Genomic DNA, 19720 nt, shown 5'->3' with positions numbered 1-19720 from the left:
CCGAAACTTAGCTTTCTGAAATTTCCTTCAATAATTCAGCATACACATCCTCACAAAAATAAGTAGAAGGTTTGTACGACAACCCTGTACGATCAATAGCCTCCCCATAGTCAAAGGCTTCCATATCTTCACAATTCATAGGCAAGACTTTTGGAAAAGTATCTACCGTTTGATACGGAACAGGCCCTTTAAGTACATCGGGATACCAAACGTCCAAATCGCAGGCTAAATATTCAAACAGTTTATTGGGTGCGTTATAGGTGAAATTTTGATTATGCGCTTTATACAGGACTAAGCCAACATCATATTGACTAAGAAGTGGTGGTTGATCTTGGTATTCGATTCCCTTTTCAAAGTACCGTATATAGCCCTTTTCCCTTTCATTTAAATAATCCTTAACATCGGTGTAAACATTATAGGCAAAAATATCAAATAGAACACGCCCCCCTTGATTTTCCACCCATTCACAAACTTCCTTCAAATAAGTTGATTGAAAAGATAGTGAGCCAACATATATTAACTTAAGTGAACCAATATTCCTTTTTTTAACTGAAAGAGATTTATATAACCAAGACTTTGGAGGATAATTAGGCATAATTCGTAATTGGTTTTTCATCAAATTAGGATGATCTTCATGAAAAAATTGTATCCTATCCGCATTTGTTTGACTAATCCATTTCGCATTAGAATAAAGCCACTTCTTTTCTAAATCGTGATAAAACCTAACGGTTGTCATCATCTGTAAATAATCCTTTGGAGACTCATACTCGTGATAATGAATAAACAATTGGCATTTAGAATTGAAGAAGCGAAGATACACATATGCGGGCCAGGCAGAAGATGACTCAAAATACAACAACTTATTTGGCCGAAAAAACAGCAATCTTAATAGAGTGAAGAGGTTAAAAAAAATATACTTCAATAACCTAAACCCTCGACTTTCCCCAATCTTTGTAAAGGGGAATTTATGAATAAAGATATTAGCAGGTCTATCCGGGGTAAATGAATCTCGTTGAGCAACATTAGAGCAACTAAACACTTTAACGGAACTAAAACTATCGCCAAGAGTATTTATTAAATTACAAACTGGCGGATAATATTCCAAAGGTTGAAAGTGAATAATTGCCAATTTAGTACAATTATTATTTAACATGTCATTTTAATACAAAAACCTACATTTCACTTTAAAACTAAATAAACTATAACATTCAATTTATAAAATACTAGACAATTCAGTATTCGCCTATGGCATTGGGGAAAGGATTAATTCATAGATATGAAATTACATTTTCCCATAAATCCCATGTGAATATAAAATCACATTGAACAATAACAACAAAGAGCTCCCGCTAGCAAATAGGACAATCCTAATTGCCCTTTCCCATGAAGAACTAAAACAATTAAGCAACTGTATGTAAAGTAAAAAATTGATATGCCAGTAACATTACCAAAGCCTTCAAAAGATCTTCGTTTTGCTGATTAAGAAAATCCAAAGGAGTTTTTTCCGAGGAATTCTCCTTAAATTTAACACCCATAATCACACCACATTTGGCCTCTGATCATCAAACCTAAAGTTAACATGTAATTAAACGATACCACTGCCCAAATCGTATGCGGTTAGAGATGATTGCTCACTACTTTATTCATTTGAAGCTTTTTGTTCTAAGGTTAATAGATTTCTTCCACTTCGTAAAAATCCAGCATTTTTTTAATTTCTACGACCATTTGAATCTAGTTTCATGCTATAAAACCAGTCCATTTTTTTTGACGGTTAAGAACATATCCCTAAACAATCCTACCCCTCCACTTGAGAACCTTATACAATAGTAAAAAAATCCAGGCTATTCTCCCTCTTTTTACCAAGGATCTAATAACTAAGTAGATCTTATAAAAAATTTTCCGGTGAGCCATACGCACCTCCGAGTTACTTAAATAAGACTGCATCTTCAAAAAATAAAACTTGATTTCAAATGGCTCACTAACTCCACTAAACGATTTAAATAATTTTTGAGAAGCCGAATTAGGGCTAAGCCTCCACCAAGCTAAACCAGATGGTTGAATTAATACAGAATAATGAGTGGCCATTAATAACCTTGCATAGTCATCTCCTGATTTATACTTCGTTGAAAAACCACCAAGCCTCAAAAAAAAATCTCTATTTATTAAATCGTATACCAATGCTAAATTTAACATCGAATAATTCGTAAGGTAATGTTTTCGCATACACTCTTCAGAGCTAAACAACCTATACTCATCATAATCTCTAGAAATTAGCATGCCACAATCCTTGTATTTTTCTATCTCTTTGACTGCACTCCCTAATCCTTCTGGATTTAATTTATCATCTCCGTCAATATAAATTATATATTTACCCGTAGCCATCTGAAGACAAAAATTACGATTAGGATATTCACCTATATTTGTTTCATGCCGTACTGTTACTATTCGATTGTCATTATACTCAGTAATTATCTGCCAGGTGTTGTCAGTAGAACAATCGTCAGAAATAATTAATTCTATGTTAGCATATTTATTTGCCAAAACACTTTCAATGGCTTGGCGAACATAAAGGGATGAGTTATATGTCACCATTGCAACTGTCACCAATGGTGATGTGTTTTCCGTTTTTTTATTCATTATGGAAATAAATAATCCGTTGTATAAAAGTCAATCAAATTTTGTTTATAAAAATCCCCATTATAAATCTTGTGACACGCTTCAAATTGCTGTCCATTAGTATCCTGAAAATAATTCAAATCTGTCTCAGCTTTATTAATCACATCATCAATCTTTTCAACCATCGATTGATAACTATCAAATACACCATTTAAATGTTCAAAACTTGGTGTAAAAAAATCTTGATTATAAACAGCAAAAGACACACCCCCTGAAAACACCGTTTCAATGAAATAAAAGTCCAAGCCCTCTCCTAAAGTAATCATGTATTTAGCTCTTTGAATAAGTTCGAGATATTTCATGTAAGTAATTCCTGAAATAATTATCACTTCGAACCTCGGAAGCTCTCGCTTAATTTTTTCTAAAATTAGGTCTTTAAGTTCGCCCATATCTGGTGAAACTAAGATGATATCCTCTTTTTCTGAATATGGTCTAAAGTCATATCGCTCGGGGGTGGCATAAACGGACAGCTTATGTAAGGGCACCCCATACTTCTCACGAATCTCAATGTTAGAGTATTGTTCGTGCGCAGTGGTTTGGGTAACATAATATCCTTTGCCCCTAATCGAATTGATAACTTCAGGTGTTGGCATTATATCAATTCTTTGATTTAAAATATTCAAATGAAACTGATTTACTTTTATCGGAGATAGCTTTTGTCGTAATTTTTCAATCAATAGTGGCTTAAACATATATTCAGGTATATGAATGGTAACCTCATGTAAGTTAGAAAAAAACGATAATTGATTGAACCTGTAAAGTGGGATATCATTTGGAAACTGTGTATGTTTCAGTAAAAGATGAGCATCAGGACTTGTTACCATAATAACTTCTGCGCAATGAATTTCCTTCAATTTCACGGTTTCCTCATAAATTGACGCTATAGACATAATCCCACCAGAAATCTCATCTTTACCCGTAAACCAACTTGCTCCGCCAACCACGAAAATAATCAATTTTTCAATTTCAGAACTATATTGTAATTGTAGTTGTTTGTTCTGATTTTTACGAATCAGCCTTTCTCGATAAACTTTGTTGCGCTCGTTTCTGTAATAACAAAACCGAATTACTCGCTTAAAGTACTCTGGTATAAATTTCATCATTTAGCAGGGTTCCCTTTCACAGTTAAATTACTAGGAACATCTCTCGTAACTACTGCTCCCGCTCCAATTCTACAATTATCACCAATCACCACACCAGGAAGTATTACTGCCCCTGCACCAACAAATACATTGGATCCAATTTTAGCCCTACCTAACAAAAGAGCATTTGGAGCAATTTCACAAAAATTGCCTATGACAACATCATGGTGAATATTTGCACGTGTGTTTATTAGCGTTCCTTTACCAATATGCACCGAAGGACCCACAAATGCATACTGCATTATTGAACAGCCTAAGCCTATAGTCGTATTTTGCCTACTCACCGTGGAATTAACTGCTACAAGCGTATAAGGATCACCCTCCATTTTTACAGCCAAATCATATAATTTTTCTCGGACATGAACACCTCCTACTCCTAAAACAAATTGTGGTTTCTTCTTAAAATATTTCCCTAGGCTTTCTTTGGATCGAATTTTCCCATAATGCTCAAAAGAAATTGGCCATTTAGTTAAGTCATTCACATCATCAAAAAACGCAAACTTCTCATTATATTCATTCAACAGAATAACATCCAAAGTCTCGGAAGCATGTCCGCCAGCACCAATAACAACCATTTCTTAATTATTTTGTGCTCGAAGAAGTATTCTACATATATAATCTTGCTCTTCTACGGTCAACTGATGATAAAGCGGTAAACATAAGATCCGCTGACTAATATCATCAGAAACCGGAGTATGTTGTTTATCAACGTACCCCAAAGTAGAAAGAGATGGATAAAAATATCGCCGAGGATAAATCCAATTTAACTCCAACTCAGACTTGGCCTTTAACAATGCCTGCTCTGATTTGAATAGAATAGGGAAATAAGCATAATTATAATCAGTGTCTTCATGAATACCCTGAAAGGATACGTTGAGATTACGTAGTTTCTCCACATAATACAAGAACTGTTCTTTACGTTTTGATCGTATTTCCTGAACATACTTTAGATTACACAAACCCATAGCTGCGTGAAACTCAGAATTTTTACCATTTATTCCTACCCCATCAAATGACTCAGCTGTTTTAAAACCAAAATTTCGCATGCTTGCCAACTTTTGTGTCAGTTCAGCAGATTTTGGAAACACCCCCCCTCCTTCAGTAGTGTGAAAGAGTTTAGTCGCATGAAAACTTATTGTACTTATATCTCCAAACTCCAAGACTGAACGACCTTTGTATTGTACGCCAAAACAATGGGCGGCGTCATAAATAACTTTAAGGTGGTGCTTTGAGGCTATTTCACTTATTGCTTCTATATCACAAGGATTACCAAAAACATGCGTAGCTAAAATAGCACTTGTCTTTTTCGTAATACTCGCCTCTATTTTATTAGGGTCTATATTAAATGTATTCGGGTTAATATCTACAAAAATGGGTTTGCAATTATCCCAAACAATTGACGAAGTAGTAGCAATGAAAGAAAATGGAGTTGTAATAACTTCACCTTCTAATCCTAAAGCCTTAATTGCCAACTGCAAGGCTATAGTTCCATTGTTCACAAAAAGAAAATGATTTAAATTGAATTCGTCTTTGAATTTTAATTCAAAGTCATTCACTAATGGACCATTATTTGTCAACCATTTGTTATCCCAAATTTTTGTCGTATAATAATTAAATTCTTCAATTGGTGGAAGATAAGGTGATGTAACTTGTATCATACTAAACTCTACTCAATTCTTTTTTTAATAATTCAACTCGTGGACGAATTTGTGATTCAACACCATAAACACTATGAGTCTTATTAAATCCATTATATGCCATCTCATAAAGCTCATCTGGATTATTATGATAATATTTTAAACGATCACTAATCCAGTCTACTTCATTTTCTACAAGTAAACAATCTAAAGTATCTTGGTAAACAACATTTAGATTTAAAGGATCACTTATAAACATAGCCACACCGCATGCACTCGCCTCCGTGCAGGAACCAGTGGGGAACCCATCGAAAGCACCGGGGTGAAGTACAAATGCTCTATTGGGTGAGAGAATAATATCCTTATCTTGAAAAAAAGTTAAAAATTGATTTTGATTCATAAAACCATGAAATTGGACTTTCATACCTCTTACATCATAGTCAGACTCATCATATGGCCCTATCACATGAATCCTAACATCGGAATAAGTAAAGCATAAATCTCGAACACTATCGATAAAAAGATCATATCCTTTATCATATCCTTTTTCCATATTCTTATTCGCTATAAAGCATATATCAAAAGTACTTTTATCCTTGGTGTAAAACAATTTATCTTGCCATACAGACTTAATATGAGGCGCACAAACCACCCCATAAACAAACTCAATACAACCTGGTTCACACATTTTTTTCTCTAACAAATAATCCCTGGTGATTTTTTGTGTAACAATAACTTTTCTAAAATAAGAACTGCCGAAAATAACCCTTAATCTTTCATCAGATTGTTTATCATTCAGATAAAAACCACCTCCTGGATATAAAGTAAAGACAAATGGGACTCTATTTCGCTCTATATAAGGTAAAAACCCATAGGTTACATTTAGAAAAAGAGAATAAATTAATTTACTCTTGAGTAATTTGTGATGAGTAAATTGCAAAACCTGCTTATCATAACTCCTAATTACTTCGCCAATATTTCTATTATCATGCACTGCGTCCAAAGCATCTCCGGAACTGTATATGGACACTTTATCAAAAGAATTCAAATACGCTTGAAATTCAATATTTCGAAAAACAGAAATAGGATGAGGGTATAAATCATCTAAAATAATTAATTCTTTCTCCGGTAATAGAAATTTAAAGAAGTGAAATAATTCATCTATAAACGCTTCTATTTTGCGCTTAAAAAATATAAAAAACATACAGGACTATATAGTTTAAATATGATCACCATAAAAGCTAATCATTTTATTCAAAAATGATTTTTCATCAAATTTATGAATTACCGAATCTACGATAGTCGCGGCATCAAATTTTATCCTTTCTTCATAAATAGCAACAATAGCATCACTTAAGGCAATATAATCACCAACATCTATCAACACTGAATTATTCTCCTTCGCAAAATCATCAATCCCTCCATTCTTAGTTGCAATTACAGGAATTCCACAAAACATTGCCTCTAATGTTGCAATACCGAATGTTTCAATTATACTTGTGCTAATGAAAACATTTGAAGAATTTACAAATTCTGGCATATCACTGCGAGAAACTTGTTTTATAAATGTACAATGATCTAAAATCCCATATTGATTAGCTATAACCTCTAAATTCTCAAAAGAACCATATGTCACACCAACCTTAAGCTCAAAATTAATATATCCTAAAGATAAACACGTACGAATTGCCCTAAAGCAGGTATCGAAATCCTTAATATATGAATCATAACCTGTGATACAAATAACAAATTTTTCATTTGTTTTATTTTTTTTAATGGGCTTAAACAAAGAACTGTCCACAGGATTATTTATCACCTGAACATTATCTTTTTGCAAAAAACCATGCATTAAAGTATTTCTTTTCATAAAATGACTAACTGTCGTAACCATTTTTGCAGATTTTAAAACACTCTTGTAAACTTTAAGGCGATTAGTATCAAAATAATCATCTAATAATAGAGCCGTATTTTCAGTATGAACAAAAGGAATGCCTGATTTATCCCTTAACAAAGATGCTATTACCCCCCCATGTTCATAGCCTCTTGAATGCAGCAAATTTGGCTCCCAACCACCTTTAATCAACTTATCAAATACAAAAAAATAAGCTCTATTCCTAAAATAATCATTTATTTTATCTGAAAAAAAATTTGATTGGTAATAATATACTCCAAAAGTTGGTACTTTTGCAGATAAAAGCCCTTTAACAAATGAATAACCCTTGTCTTTTAAAATAAAACTGAAGAAAATGTGAAATAAAAACCTTCTCAATCCCATCCCAGGCATACAATATAAAACCTGAACATCATACTCTTCAGACATCAGCTCAGTTTGCTCTAACACTTGAGAACCAACAATTGGCGAACTTTCTATAGGCCAATAAGTAGGTATCATTAAAATTTTTGACTTCAATATGAGATTAATTTTTTATTTAATTCATTAATATTATAATTCGAGAAAATATGATGACTACCTTTCTCGCCCATTATCTCCCAATCAGCTTTAGCTTCAATTAACTTGTTTAGTTGACAAATCAACGAATTTATATCTTGGCTCTCCGCCAAAAAACCTGACACCCCATCAACCACTAATTCCTTTACTGATCCTACGTCAGTTGCCACAACAGGCAAACCAACTGCTAAAGCCTCCATTAGAACTACGGGCAAAGCTTCTGCTTTACTTGGTAAATAAAAAATATCAGACATGTGTAACAAACGAATTATTTCATTTCTGTCTTTTGCGCCTAAAAAATGAACTCTATCCTCAATACCTAATTCATTCACTAAAGACAACAAATCCGCCCTTTGCACTCCCTCCCCGATAATATTATAAGTAACATCATATCCATATTCCTGAACTAGCTCGCTAACTGCCTTAATACCTGAATCATAATCTTTTTCTTCCACCAATCGACCAATACTAAGTATATTAATTTCATCCTTTTGGTGGTACTTATTCTTCTTCGAAAAAATATTCACATCAACACCCACTGGGTGATGGATAATTTGATGCTCAGAAAAACCAAAGTCAATTAAATTTTTCCTATTATAAAAAGAAATACTTAGGACTCTATCTACATTGGATATCAAATCCCTATATACCTCTCCCCCTGAAGCGACACCTAATCGAATATCAAAACCATGAAACATAACTTGAAATTTAAAATCAAATTTCATTTGCTTTAATATCACTGCTTGATTTGCTACATGCCCAAAATGACACTGTAATATATCAAATGAATGACCTAAAAACGGGCTTATTCGAAATAAAAATGTCAAATCAACTGATTTTTTTCCATATTTAAAAAAATTACATGATTCAATTAATTGCCTATAATTAACACTCCAATATTTAGCAATAATTTGAATCCCAATAAATAATCTTTTAAATTTATTCATTGGGATGCTAAAAGATCTATCAACAATATACTGTCTCAATTGATAATTTTTCACATCTTCTAACTCCCAAACATCAGGATCTTCATTAGGATGACAGAAAATAGTTATCTCGTGTCCTAAATCAATCAAACCAGTAATTTGGTTTCGTATAAAAGTTTCAGAAATCGTAGGAAATTTATCTAAAAAAAAGGCTACTTTCATTTAATAAATATTTTTAACACCTCACGAAGTCGCGCACGGGGTCTAATTGCTAATCTAATTTGTAACCAATACCGTGACCATTTATGTTTAACCTGAATAAATATAGAAGGCTTTCTTATATCACTGTACAATAAAGGAGGCCCATCCAATTCTATAGTTTTAGGAGTCGAAATTTTTTCAACCTCATTTTGTCTATATGAATTTAATAAATCGACCCATTTTTGATGAGTCACCTTTGAACTATACCTCTCCTCGATTGTCTTTATTGCATTATTTGACAACCTTGACCATAATTCTGGATCCTCTAAAAGCAACCTTAGTTTCGCTCGGTAATCTCTACCTCTGTCCTTTACTATTAACCCATTGAAACCATCTATAATAATTTCATTTACACCACTGTTTTCAGCTAAACAGACAGGAACTACACCACAAGCCATCGCTTCCATAAGCGCTACTGGCATTCCTTCATAATCACTCATTAATGTAAAAACATGATGCTGAGACATTACATTCTGAATTTCTGAAGGGGAAACAGCTCCTTTATAAACTACCTTATGATCACAAGAAGTTGCTAAAAGGGCCTTGAGTTCATCTTGATAGCGTCCATTCCCATAAATACTAAAACTTGTTTTTTCACAACATGTCGAACACTCGATAAAGGCATCTGCCAAATACAGTATTTGTTTTTGCTCTACTTCAATTCGCCCTGCGTAGATTATCTTAAGTTCATTTTGGAATACCTTAGCTTTTATATTACTCTCAGGTGTCCCACAAGGTATCACCTTATGTTTGCTTTTGTTAGTTATATTTACATAACTATTTATCAATTCGGACACCGAAACACTACAATTAATATTACCTTGTACATTATTTATGAATTGAGTTATTACTCCTCTTGTATGCGGTTCATCTGAGTGAAGAACTGGTATTACTGGAATATTAAATCGTTTCAAATATTTAGCAGTATAAAAGGCCGGAATAACTAAATTTGCGACGACAACAGATATATCATTACGGGATATCACCCCTAATAATTCACGTACTTGATCTTCGGTATATGGAAAACACCCTATACTACTTGAAACATAAGGAATATTATTTTCCTTAAAATATCCAACTGTAGGACACTCATTTTCAGCATCATTGTAAAAAAAATGAGTAATAATATCTAAACCACAACTCAAAAGATCAGGAATCAAACGCTGTAGCCATGCATTTGGCCCTGTAGTAACATGTCCAGCCCTATCATAGGCACAAAACAATACTCTCATTAACGAATAATTTTGGTTAATACGGAATACGGAAAATAAGACAATGCCCCAAATACTATTCTTTTTTTAAAGGACAATGTAGATATACCTTCATATTCTCGCAACAGAGAAACTACCGGCATATTAGCCCCTAAATCATTTGCGATTTTTGACACATCATTTAAAGCTGATAGGTATAATTTAAGCTCTTTATTTCGTCCATAAAAATAATCCTTCAATAATCGATATAATAAAGGAGGCAAAGAGTAAACTGTTAAACCTCCTACTTTTAATGTTGAATATGTTCCCTCCCGAAGAATTAATCTCCTACCAATCACACAAGACGAACTGTTCTTTAACACTCCAAAATTAGAGAGTTTTTCATATGTAAATTTAATACTCTTTTCAACACTCAAACGAGTTTCACAAAAAGAGTTAAAAACCATATCACGCAACATATTACTTTCGGCTTGAGCATCCGTTGAAATTTGACACAAAGCACTCAAATTATCTATTGAAGTATGTGCATTTTTCAACCGCAGAAACAACCCTCTTAGAGGCAACCATTTTAAATCTTGCTGTACTGATCCTAACCCTGGCAAAATAAAAATTGTCCACAATATATTCAGCAAATCAATATACTTCTCAGATAAAATTGGCTTAAAATCAAAATTTTTCTTTTTATACTGAATCTTAAGGTTATTAATTGTATGTAAATACGGTAAAGATGGCATCATCGATTCTGCGACACATATTGGAGGATGAGTGAAAACATGACAAAACTCCTTGCTGTGTTCGATAAATAATCTCACTTTCTCCTGTGCGATCTTATAATCTTTGTCCTCAAAGCAAATAAATACATCTAAATCCGATATACCAGGGCTTTTAACTTGGCCAAACTGGCCCACGGCGAGTGCTCCTAATTCAATAGAATATTCTTCAACTAGCTCATAAGCTTGTACATAATCAGAGGATTTTAGAGGAACTAATGTACTTTCATCAAGATGAGTTACACATTCGGTAATGAAATTTTCTACCATTCCCTTAGATGGCTTAATTTTCGATAATTGACAGGCTGATAAAACTGGAGAATTACTTTCTGCATATTTCTGCCAATTTTCCAAACCTACCACCGGTTGTTTAGATACAAACTCCTGAAAACTACCCGAATATATTAATTCCCCCCAATTACTTCTTAGATCTGTTGCCCATTGAATTAACTTCTGAGCATCCAAACTAAATAGATCTCCTGAATTTAGAATAGCCGTTCGTTTATCAATATTTATTCCCTTAATTTGATTGAGTAAAGGGACTAATAATACAACTGAACCCACTAATCGTTTCAAATTATAGATATTCAATCTATCATGGAAATAATCATCAAATAATACGTCAATCCAGCGACAAAATCCCGATATACTCCCACTTAAAGTATTAAATGTATTAAAATAATTAATTGATGCCTCAATTTTATTTTCACCCTTTATGCAAATAGCACTTTCTAATATAAATAAAGGAATCACTCCATTATTATAATCTTTTAGCTCTGATGTATAAACCTTCCAATGACCATGATGTTGCAAAGGATCTAACTCATAAAATTTCTCCTCAATCTCTTTTAGTTTACTTTCAATTTCCTGTAATTCTATTTTCGACAAATTAACATCATCGATTACAATGAAATCATCTATATCAGAAAATGCTGTCATTGTGTTATCAGCATAACTCCCATGAATGAAGATCTGAATTCCACCAAATTCTCTCAAGGGCTCAAATAGATTTTGAATCTCAGCAGACAAAACACCTTCGTTCTGGGAAGAAATCCTAAAAAGACTCTTTACAGGTTGTTCCATATTGGTTTGAAGGCTACTAATCCCCATGCTCCATTTGGTATAAAACTATTTCTATAAGGTAATTCATCAACCGAAAAAGGAAGAACATTAGTCAATTGATCAACGAAAACATTTCCTTGCCTTATTGACAATGCCATTTTATAATCTCCTGGATTTAAAATTAAACTATCAAACCTTACTTCTATTGTATTTTCACTTTCAGCCTCCGCTGAAAAATACATACCACTATCTCCACTCAGGCAACTACTTATGAAAACGTCCGATGTATTTTCAAATCTAACCCCAACATTTAAATTTTGGATAGAACTATCAGCTATAATTTTCAATCTAATCTTAAACGGTTCACCAAACCTTAGAATTTTCACTACCTCCTCAGTAGCACTGAGTATTTCTGCGCCGACAAATTTAGCAGAAACACCATACCCTTTTTTACGCTCAAGACTCCCTAGAATTGGGGATTTAACCTCTACATTTGATTTAATATAGGCTTTTGTTACACTCTCAATTTTATCCTCCAGTGTAAGACAACCATTTTCTAAAATTATACCTCTTGTACATAAGCTTTTAATACTCGCCATATTATGACTCACAAACAACACCGTCCGTCCCTCATTTGTACTCACATCTTGCATCTTCCCAATCGCCTTCTTCTTAAACTCAGCATCACCGACGGCCAATACCTCATCCACTACCAAAATTTCGGGTTCCAAAAAAGCAGCAACAGCAAAGCCCAAACGCACACGCATACCAGAGGAGTAACGTTTCACAGGAGTATCTACATACATTGCGCAACCCGCGAAATCAACGATTTCATCGAATTTACGAGTGATCTCCGCACGGCTCATGCCCATGATAGCACCATTCAAGTAAATGTTTTCACGCCCAGTCATTTCGGGGTTCATACCCGTTCCCACCTCCAATAGTGAGGCGATACGTCCTTTTACTTTGATTGAACCCGTAGAAGGAGTGGTAATTCGGGATAAGATCTTTAGCAAGGTTGATTTTCCTGCGCCATTCTTACCGATAACGCCAAGGATTTCTCCTTGTTTTACTTCAAGGTTGATGTCTTTCAAGGCATAAACATAATCGCTTTCGGCTTGCTTGGTGCGGTCGTTGGTTTGACCGACCAAAGCGAAAGGATCTTCTTTACCTCGCATGCGTGCCCACCAGCGGTTGAGGTCGTGGGAAAGGGTTCCCGTACCTACTTCGCCGAGGCGGTATATTTTAGAAAGATTTTCTATTTTTATTACTGTATCACTCATTGGAAGATGATATAGGTTTTATCCACAGATGAATAGGAATGAAAATTGAAATGGAGATTTTGTCCACAGATTACGCAGATATCCACAGGTTTCTTATTTCGTAAATCGGATATCGACCATCGAAAATCTGAAATCAATGTTAAAATGATCCACATAAATGGTAGAGTCTAAACGGTATCCATAAACGATTTCTCCACTTTGTTAAAGATGATAATCCCCATGGCTAATAAGGTCAATGTAAATCCTGTTGCGTAGCCGATACCTGCCAAACTGAACTCTCCCGCTCCTAAAAAAGAATATTTGAAGCCTTCAATGATATAGGCAATAGGATTTAAGCCGATCAATTCTTTCATTTTACCATCCAAAGTACTCATTGGGTAAATCACTGGGGTGGCATACATCAACAGTTGAACGCCGAATGTAATTAAGAATTTAAGATCGCGGTATTTGGTGGTCATGGAGGAAAAAATAATTCCAAAGCCTAAACCCATACCTGCCATCAATATAACTAAATATGGCACCCACAATATAGTTAAGTGTGCTTCTATGCCTACATCTTGGAATAGATAGAAAACATATACTGCCAAAAACAGTGAAAACTGAATCAAATACTTAATCAAACCAGAAGTTACTTTTGATAGCGGCGCAATCAATCTTGGGAAATAAACCTTTCCGAAGATGGCTGCATTTTGGGTAAAGGTATCTGAGGTTTGGTTGAAGCAGTCAGCAAAGTAGTTCCAAAGCGTAATCCCTGCCAAATAAAATAAAGGCTGGGGAATACCATCAGTACTGATTCCTGCTATCCGACCGAAAACAATGATATACACCAAGGTAGTCATGATCGGTTGTACAAAAAACCATATGGGCCCAAGAATGGTTTGTTTATAAACGGTAACGATATCGCGCTTTACGAACATATAAAGCAGATCACGATAGCGCCAAAGGTCTTTAAAGTCAATATCTAAAAGATGAGATTGTGGTCGCATGACCAAATCCCAATTTTCTTCTTTTTGCTCCTTGTTGTCTATTGTTGGGGCAGTTGGGTTGAGTGTTTCCAAATTAAAAAAGGAATGTAATAATGATGAGACTTAATGTTATGGTTTGGTCGTAATCACGGCCCAGCAAATCCGTAAATATTGTATGGTTTTTTATTGTCCACAGATTTCCACAGATTATTTTTTTCTGTTTGGCTGTATATGGCTTTGCTTCGCGTATTTCTGTACGGACGTTGTACGCAACATCCAAATTATTTGATGGTGTATCTAATTTCACCAAGGATAAATCCTTGGCCTAACAGCGTGAAACCTGCTAAAGCAGTTTAGGCTTGATTTTCTTTGGAATGCCAAGGTTAAATCAAGTCTCCATTTTTAATATTAATGACATGCTAACCCATTTTAATGGGTTTGACTTTGGTAGCCCATTGCTTTAGCTGTGGGATACAAGAGCAGGTGTCGATTTTTGTACCTGACGGTACGGATGTTGCATGCAACGTCCCTAAATTACACGGATCATTTATCAGATCGTAGACAGGAGCCTACGACCAGTGAAAGATTAACTAAAAAAAATCTGTGTTAATCTGTGTAATCTGTGGACAAATATTTAAAGCCTTGCATCCACGATGTCCCGCGGCAACGCACCTTTCACATCAAACACAACTGCTTTATCATAAAGCAATTCCTGAACATCCATTTCAAGGTATTCATTATGGTTCACAGCCAAGATTACGGCACTGTATTTTTTATTGATGCTTGGAATCAGCGACAGTCCGTATTCGTGATGAACTTCTTCTTTGCTTGCCCATGGATCATAGACCTCCACACTTGAACCAAATTCTTTCAGTTCAGTAATCACATCGATAACTTTGGAGTTCCGCAAGTCTGGACAGTTTTCTTTAAAGGTGATTCCCAAGACCAAGACGGGTGCGTCTTTTACAGGAATTCCTTTTTGCACCATCAACTTGACTACTTTTGAGGCTACGAAGGCGCCCATTTGGTCATTGATACGGCGGCCTGAAAGGATCACGGCCGGGTGGTGCCCCAACTGCTCGGCTTTCATGGCTAAATAGTATGGATCAACGGAGATACAGTGTCCTCCTACCAATCCTGGACGGAAAGGCAAGAAGTTCCATTTGGTACCTGCGGCTTCCAACACCTCTCGGGTATCGATGCCCATTTTATCAAAGATCAGTGCTAACTCATTGACGAAAGAAATATTGACATCACGCTGGCAATTTTCAATTACTTTGGCAGCTTCTGCTACCCGTAAAGACGGTGCTTTATAGGTTCCAGCAGTGATGATCTTTTGGTATAATTGATCGACCTGCTCGGCTACTTCAGGGGTTGAACCCGAAGTAATCTTGCGGATCTTCGTTAGGGTGCGTTCTTTATCGCCTGGCACAATACGCTCAGGGGAATAACCCACGAAGAAATCTTCATTAAATTTCAGTCCTGAAACCTGCTCCAATACCGGCACACAATCTTCTTCTGTTGCTCCCGGATAAACCGTCGATTCATAAATCACAATGTCCCCTTTCTTCAACCCTTGTCCTACGGTTGCAGAGGCTTTTTTCAAAGGCGTAAGATCAGGATGATTATGCACATCAATTGGGGTAGGAACAGTAATAATATACACATTACTGTCAGCCAAAACCTCTACCTGATTGGTATAGGTTAAAAATGCAGGCTTTGTCAATTCTTCAGCAGAAACCTCCAATGTTTTGTCTTCTCCATTGGCCAGCTCTGCTACTCGCTGCTGGTCAATATCAAAACCAATTGTTGGAAAAAACTTACCAAATTCTACTGCCAATGGCAGTCCGACATAACCAAGGCCAATGATGGCAATTTTATAATCTTGCATGAGAAATTGAATAATGAATTTTGTGTTACCCGTGTTTGGTGGGAAATAGGCTGCTATTTCCACGCCATTAGCAAGTAATCAGATACTTTTCGGCTCCTGCACAGCTTCGCCTCCTCAGTCCCATTTTTTGTCATGGTCGAGTTGATGCTGGATTGAAATATTGGACCAAAAAATACGATTAGATGAAGTCCGTTAAGTGTGCAAGATGATACTTTAAGGTTGAATAATCAACCCCGATTTAAATAAAATTAGGATTTTAATATTAAGGAAGCAGCCTTTTGAAGGTAATATGCAGTAAATAAAGGGCTTGCTTAGCACTTGCCAATTATCATGTTTGATTATTTAAACAAACAATATCAATCATTAAAACCTTATTGAGCTAACCCATTATATTACAGGTGAATTATCGAAGTTAAAATCACTGTTTTTTAAGTCGACCCGTTAGAGATTGACCAAATTTTAATCTCCCACCAATTGCTACACCCGTTTTTCAGTCACCTTCAATACCGCATTGTGATGTAAGAAAATTTTCAATTTTACCGCTTCCAAAATCCCTAAATTTGCCCACGACTAAGAACTGTGCGAGGCAATACATGCCAGAATTCGCGCTGTGGCTTTACCGTCCCAAAGAGCGGGACACTCCCCAGTTTTGTAGTCCTTGCGGAGTATGGCATCAATATAGGATTGCAGCACATCGAGCTGAAAAGGCACCAGGGTATTGGTCCCAGTCTCCACAGTGATTGGGCGCTCGGTATTTTCTCGCAAGGTCAGGCAAGGCACGCCCCTGAAGGTGGTTTCCTCCTGAATCCCGCCGCTGTCGGTCAGGACCATATCGCAGGAAGCCACCAGTTTCTGGAAATCAAAATAGCCCAATGGCTCCGTTGTAATGATATTTTTGAGCTGCTGAAAATCCTGTTCGAATCCAAAGTCGGTAATCCGCTTTCGGGTACGTGGATGAATTGGGAACACCACTTTCATGCGGTCGTTCAGGTAACGAAGCAAATGGATCAGCGTACGAATGCCATCAGCAGTATCCACATTTGAAGGACGATGAATGGTCATCAGCGCAAAAGCGGCTTCACCGATCGACAGGCGGCTGAGGACATCACTCTGCTGAATCTCCTGTTCAAAAGCCACCATCGTATCAATCATCGTGTTGCCCACGTGAAAGCACTGCCCTTTTTTCCCTTCCCCAGCTAAATATTTCAAGCCGCTGGGCTCAGTAACAAAATAAAAATCTGACATCTCATCCACCAACAGGCGGTTCCATTCTTCCGGCATCTCGCGGTCAAAAGAGCGCAAACCACTTTCCAGATGCGCTAATTTTATCCCTTTTTTATTGGCAACCAAAGCCGCAGCAAGGGTTGAGTTTACATCTCCAGGAACGATCATCAAGTCGGGCGTGAATTCGGTATCGATCAGGTTTTCCATCCGAATCATGATCTCTGCGAGCTGCCGCGTAGGGCTTGCCGCTGGGATATTCAGGAAAAAGTCCGGACGGAGCTCAAACTGATCGAAAAAGATGTTGGCCATTTTCTCATCGTAATGCTGCCCAGTGTGCACCATCTTGATCTCCAACTGTGGGTAATGCGCCGCCGCAAGGCGCTTGAACTGGGTCACCTTAATGAAGTTAGGACGCGTCCCGATGACAATTAGTATTTTCATAATGATTTCTGCTCAAAATATCGACAGGTGCTACCGCCCTGCGTGGCGATAAAATTAAACAAGATTTGGCAAGTAACCAATCTTGAGGAAAGAAGAAGGTATCCTTATTTAAAAGGCCACAATTGCATTTTTTTACTTAAATTCGCTTCCCAATAAAAAAACAACATTACTATGAAAGCAGGCTGGCATGTGCTGTACACCGCGTCAAGAAAAGAAAAGGTAGTTGCAGAAAGACTTGAGGAAGCAGGACTGGAAGTTTTCCTGCCCTTGCATAAGGTATTGCGTCAGTGGAGTGACCGCAAAAAATGGGTAGAAGTCCCTTTGTTCAACTCCTATGTGTTTGTCCATCTGAATGATGACCGGGAATACCTGCAAGCACTGAACACCAAAGGAGCAAGTTGGTTTGTTCAGTTTCAGGGGCAACCTGCACGAGTAACGCCTGCGGAAATTGATGTGATGCGCTTCCTGATTGGTGAAGAGGAGGAAATTGAAGCAGTTAGCGATGATTTTGAGGCTGGAGAAAAGGTGTGGATTACCTATGGCCCATTTTCGGATTTCCCTGCGGAAATTGTGAGTCTTCAGGGGAAGAAAAAGGTGATTTTGCGTGTTGAACAACTCGGGCAGGCCCTGACGCTCAGCATTAAAAAAGTGGCGATTCGTAAGATGTAAAAGTAGTGTACAGGTGTGCTGACAGGAGAGCGGGTGGTATTGGCTCGCTTTTGAGTTTGCTTTTATTTTTTTACCCACAGATTACACCGATTACCACAGATTATTTTTTTTACGTGTAGCTTAGGGCTTTAACATCAAGAACGGCGGGCAAATGGCATCGTCTGTAAAATACAGTGTGATTTGCATTGTCCACAGATCAAATCAAAATAGCAGGACTTATACTGAAAATAGGCTTTCCGGTAGCTTTTATCCCGAAGGGATTATACAACATAGCGAGGGGTGAAACCCCTCGAAATATCACCCTAAAAACCGATAACCCTGAAGGGGTGCAATGCTGTATTCAAACCGAAATTTATTATTAAAGGAGTGTTGCAAAGCTGCTATTCCTAAATTCATGACCAGCTATTATTTTGTGATATATTCTCCACGGGTAAGATACCCGAGGCTAATGAAAATGTACCTTCGGCACATAAGCCATGAAGGGGGTTTTCCAATAGCCTGGAGCTGTCGTATAACCACCATTTGATGTTATATCACGAATTTTATTTGATCACTGTATGGGCTTATCCAATGTCATTAAGTTAAGGATTTTGGGCTGACTCAGGTGTAAATTTGAAATGCATGTAAAGGCTTAATTCATTATGTCTCACGTAACCATTTGAATAAACCCAAGGGAAATCATCGTTGTGTTAGACGTTAAAAATAACGTCTCTACTGCGAAAGGCGCTTAACTTAAGACATTGTGGGCGGACCCATGTATCTGCCCGAAACATCAATAAATTTTGGGAGGTTTGGATACACACAGGTGCATCCGAAATGTCATTAAGTTAAGAAACAGTCTATCATTTGCTCGACATCATGACTATACAGCAGATTAAACAAAGGGAATACAGAGAGGCGTGAGTCGAGGGGTATTAGGTGTATGTCTAAAACATCTATTTTATATCCCGAAGGGGTTATATAACATAGCGAGGGGTGAAACCCCTCGAAATATCATCCCAAAAACCGATAACCCTGAAGGGGTGCAATACTGTATTCAAACCGAAATTTATTATTAAAGGAGTGTTGCAAAGCTGCTATTCCTAAATTCATGACCAGCTATTATTTTGTGAC

The 19720-nt window shown here is 36.5% G+C and carries 15 protein-coding genes; 1 reads left to right on the top strand and 14 read right to left on the bottom strand.

All coding sequences use genetic code 11. The annotated features are described in order from the left end of the window. Positions 1–7: 7 nt before the first annotated feature. The 14 genes from AABK40_RS04745 to wecB form a co-directional block, all read right to left on the bottom strand. Positions 8–1153: a glycosyltransferase family protein gene (locus tag AABK40_RS04745; protein WP_338397768.1), complete on the bottom strand. Its 1146-nt coding sequence runs from the start codon at positions 1151–1153 to the stop codon at positions 8–10. A 632-nt stretch (positions 1154–1785) separates the two neighbouring features. Next, positions 1786–2637, bottom strand: a complete 852-nt coding sequence (locus tag AABK40_RS04740; protein ID WP_338397767.1) for a glycosyltransferase — start codon at positions 2635–2637, stop codon at positions 1786–1788. Beyond that, positions 2637–3779: a hypothetical protein gene (locus tag AABK40_RS04735; protein WP_338397766.1), complete on the bottom strand. Its 1143-nt coding sequence runs from the start codon at positions 3777–3779 to the stop codon at positions 2637–2639. Before AABK40_RS04735 ends, AABK40_RS04740 begins: the two co-directional genes overlap by 1 nt. After that, entirely contained in the window at positions 3776–4393 is a 618-nt protein-coding gene (locus AABK40_RS04730) for an acetyltransferase (RefSeq protein ID WP_338397765.1), read from the bottom strand. Before AABK40_RS04730 ends, AABK40_RS04735 begins: the two co-directional genes overlap by 4 nt. A gap of 3 nt (positions 4394–4396) precedes the next feature. Continuing rightward, positions 4397–5476, bottom strand: coding sequence for a DegT/DnrJ/EryC1/StrS family aminotransferase (locus AABK40_RS04725; protein WP_338397764.1), 1080 nt, complete (start codon positions 5474–5476; stop codon positions 4397–4399). Between the two features lies 1 nt (position 5477). Then, positions 5478–6659, bottom strand: coding sequence for a glycosyltransferase family protein (locus AABK40_RS04720; protein WP_338397763.1), 1182 nt, complete (start codon positions 6657–6659; stop codon positions 5478–5480). A 15-nt stretch (positions 6660–6674) separates the two neighbouring features. Continuing rightward, entirely contained in the window at positions 6675–7865 is a 1191-nt protein-coding gene (locus AABK40_RS04715) for a glycosyltransferase (protein ID WP_338397762.1), read from the bottom strand. Continuing rightward, on the bottom strand, positions 7862–9052 hold the full coding sequence (locus AABK40_RS04710) for a glycosyltransferase (RefSeq protein WP_338397761.1): 1191 nt from the start codon (positions 9050–9052) through the stop codon (positions 7862–7864). The genes AABK40_RS04715 and AABK40_RS04710 overlap by 4 nt, the downstream gene beginning before the upstream one ends. Then, positions 9049–10323, bottom strand: coding sequence for a glycosyltransferase family 4 protein (locus tag AABK40_RS04705; RefSeq protein WP_338397760.1), 1275 nt, complete (start codon positions 10321–10323; stop codon positions 9049–9051). The genes AABK40_RS04710 and AABK40_RS04705 overlap by 4 nt, the downstream gene beginning before the upstream one ends. After that, the gene (locus AABK40_RS04700; RefSeq protein WP_338397759.1) at positions 10323–12155 is read right to left on the bottom strand and encodes a nucleotidyltransferase domain-containing protein; all 1833 of its coding nucleotides are present in this window, start codon (positions 12153–12155) and stop codon (positions 10323–10325) included. The genes AABK40_RS04705 and AABK40_RS04700 overlap by 1 nt, the downstream gene beginning before the upstream one ends. Next, positions 12140–13417, bottom strand: coding sequence for an ABC transporter ATP-binding protein (locus tag AABK40_RS04695; protein ID WP_338397758.1), 1278 nt, complete (start codon positions 13415–13417; stop codon positions 12140–12142). Before AABK40_RS04695 ends, AABK40_RS04700 begins: the two co-directional genes overlap by 16 nt. Before the next feature lie 167 nt (positions 13418–13584). Beyond that, positions 13585–14475, bottom strand: a complete 891-nt coding sequence (locus AABK40_RS04690; protein ID WP_338397757.1) for an ABC transporter permease — start codon at positions 14473–14475, stop codon at positions 13585–13587. A 541-nt stretch (positions 14476–15016) separates the two neighbouring features. Next, positions 15017–16273, bottom strand: coding sequence for a nucleotide sugar dehydrogenase (locus AABK40_RS04685; RefSeq protein WP_338397756.1), 1257 nt, complete (start codon positions 16271–16273; stop codon positions 15017–15019). 570 nt (positions 16274–16843) lie between these two features. Continuing rightward, the gene (wecB, locus tag AABK40_RS04680) at positions 16844–17938 is read right to left on the bottom strand and encodes a non-hydrolyzing UDP-N-acetylglucosamine 2-epimerase (protein WP_338397755.1); all 1095 of its coding nucleotides are present in this window, start codon (positions 17936–17938) and stop codon (positions 16844–16846) included. A 171-nt stretch (positions 17939–18109) separates the two neighbouring features. On the opposite strand from wecB, the gene nusG reads away from it, so the two are divergent. After that, positions 18110–18607 carry a transcription termination/antitermination protein NusG gene (nusG, locus tag AABK40_RS04675; protein WP_332922327.1) on the top strand — a complete coding sequence of 166 codons (498 nt, stop codon included), beginning with the start codon at positions 18110–18112 and terminating at the stop codon, positions 18605–18607. The last annotated feature ends 1113 nt before the right edge of the window (positions 18608–19720 follow it).

The sequence above is a fragment of the Persicobacter psychrovividus genome (genome assembly GCF_036492425.1).
Lineage (GTDB): Bacteria > Bacteroidota > Bacteroidia > Cytophagales > Cyclobacteriaceae > Persicobacter > Persicobacter psychrovividus.
Note: the sequence above shows the minus strand (reverse complement) of the source record. Positions and strands in the feature narration are given on the sequence as shown.

Bases quoted from the DNA above. Each gene is read 5' to 3' on its own strand.
- AABK40_RS04745 (WP_338397768.1), bottom strand. From the start codon at position 1,153: ATGTTAAATAATAATTGTACTAAATTGGCAATTATTCACTTTCAACCT.
- AABK40_RS04740 (WP_338397767.1), bottom strand. From the start codon at position 2,637: ATGAATAAAAAAACGGAAAACACATCACCATTGGTGACAGTTGCAATG.
- AABK40_RS04735 (WP_338397766.1), bottom strand. From the start codon at position 3,779: ATGATGAAATTTATACCAGAGTACTTTAAGCGAGTAATTCGGTTTTGT.
- AABK40_RS04730 (WP_338397765.1), bottom strand. From the start codon at position 4,393: ATGGTTGTTATTGGTGCTGGCGGACATGCTTCCGAGACTTTGGATGTT.
- AABK40_RS04725 (WP_338397764.1), bottom strand. From the start codon at position 5,476: ATGATACAAGTTACATCACCTTATCTTCCACCAATTGAAGAATTTAAT.
- AABK40_RS04720 (WP_338397763.1), bottom strand. From the start codon at position 6,659: ATGTTTTTTATATTTTTTAAGCGCAAAATAGAAGCGTTTATAGATGAA.
- AABK40_RS04710 (WP_338397761.1), bottom strand. From the start codon at position 9,052: ATGAAAGTAGCCTTTTTTTTAGATAAATTTCCTACGATTTCTGAAACT.
- AABK40_RS04705 (WP_338397760.1), bottom strand. From the start codon at position 10,323: ATGAGAGTATTGTTTTGTGCCTATGATAGGGCTGGACATGTTACTACA.
- AABK40_RS04700 (WP_338397759.1), bottom strand. From the start codon at position 12,155: ATGGAACAACCTGTAAAGAGTCTTTTTAGGATTTCTTCCCAGAACGAA.
- AABK40_RS04695 (WP_338397758.1), bottom strand. From the start codon at position 13,417: ATGAGTGATACAGTAATAAAAATAGAAAATCTTTCTAAAATATACCGC.
- AABK40_RS04685 (WP_338397756.1), bottom strand. From the start codon at position 16,273: ATGCAAGATTATAAAATTGCCATCATTGGCCTTGGTTATGTCGGACTG.
- wecB (WP_338397755.1), bottom strand. From the start codon at position 17,938: ATGAAAATACTAATTGTCATCGGGACGCGTCCTAACTTCATTAAGGTG.
- nusG (WP_332922327.1), top strand. From the start codon at position 18,110: ATGAAAGCAGGCTGGCATGTGCTGTACACCGCGTCAAGAAAAGAAAAG.